Source organism: Citricoccus sp. NPDC079358 (genome assembly GCF_040702545.1).
Lineage (GTDB): Bacteria > Actinomycetota > Actinomycetes > Actinomycetales > Micrococcaceae > Citricoccus.
Genome location: NZ_JBFBLI010000041.1, coordinates 1 through 1,055, shown reverse-complemented (window position 1 = coordinate 1,055; position 1,055 = coordinate 1). Strand labels below are relative to the sequence as shown.

1 protein-coding gene is annotated in these 1,055 nt (G+C 66.2%); it reads right to left on the bottom strand.

Annotated elements, in window-relative coordinates; all coding sequences use genetic code 11:
* Window positions 1-1,055 (bottom strand): cytochrome c biogenesis protein ResB (locus AB0333_RS16970; protein ID WP_366219846.1); only part of this gene is annotated, 1,055 nt, incomplete at both ends.

Sequence of the window (1,055 nt, the reverse complement as noted above, 5' to 3'; positions counted from 1 at the left end):
TCGGGGCCGGTAGCGCTACGGACCCACACGCGGCGGCGGCGCACGAACAGGCTCACCCCGAGGGAGACGAGGGCCAGGACCGCGAAGACTCCCACGCCCCACTTGCCCGGATCGTAGAGGATGTCCAGGCCGACGTAGGGCTTGACCCCGTCGAAGCTGATGGAACCCTTGCCCTCGGGCAGGTCGTAGGACTCCCCGAGGCTCAGCGTGATGCCGCCGGACTCGAGGTCCCGGTTGTTCAACTCGGTGAGGCTCTCCGTGTCCAGCACGTACACATTCTGGGGCTCGCCCGCATCCAGGCCGAGGTCCCCGTAGTACGAGTTCAGGTTCAGCTCCGGGTTGTACAGCTCCGGGTCGATCGAGACAGCCACACCGTCCTCCCCGGTGTAGGAAGTCGGCAGGAAGAACCCGACGAAACCCAGCTGCTCCGGCTGGGCGTCCGGGACCTTGATCGTCAGCAGCGAGGTGTAGACCTCGTCCTGGACCTGGCCGACGACGGGTCCCTGGAACGCGATGTCCCCGTTGCCGTCCCGCACGGTGACCTCCGGTGCATAGCCGTTGCCCACGAGGTAGACGCGAGTGCCACCGATGTCGAACGGGTGGTTGACCTTCAGGTCTTGATGCGTCGCCTCGCCGTCGGTTCCCTCCTGGACGGTCATGTGCGCGGTGAAGTCCAAGGGCTGGCCGTAGTGCGTCTCCGACTCCCGGTCGAAGACTTTCTCGAAACTCTCCAGCGTCATGGAGAACGGCTCCAGACTGTCCTCGGAAAAGGCACCGCCGGGCGTGAAGGCGTCGTAGGCCACCAGGGTGTTGGCGAAACCCTCCCCCTCCACGATGATCTTCTGCCCCGAATAACTCAGCAGACCGCCCACGGCCATGAAGGCCAACACCCCGATCAGGGACAGGTGGAAGACGATATTGCCGATCTCCCGCACATAGCCGCGCTCAGCACCCACGGAAGCGCCGCCGTCGGGCTCCTCGCGGATATCCGTGCGGTAGCCGCGCTTCTTCAGGATCGCGGCGGCCTGCGCCACCGCGTCCCGCGGGGACGGGCC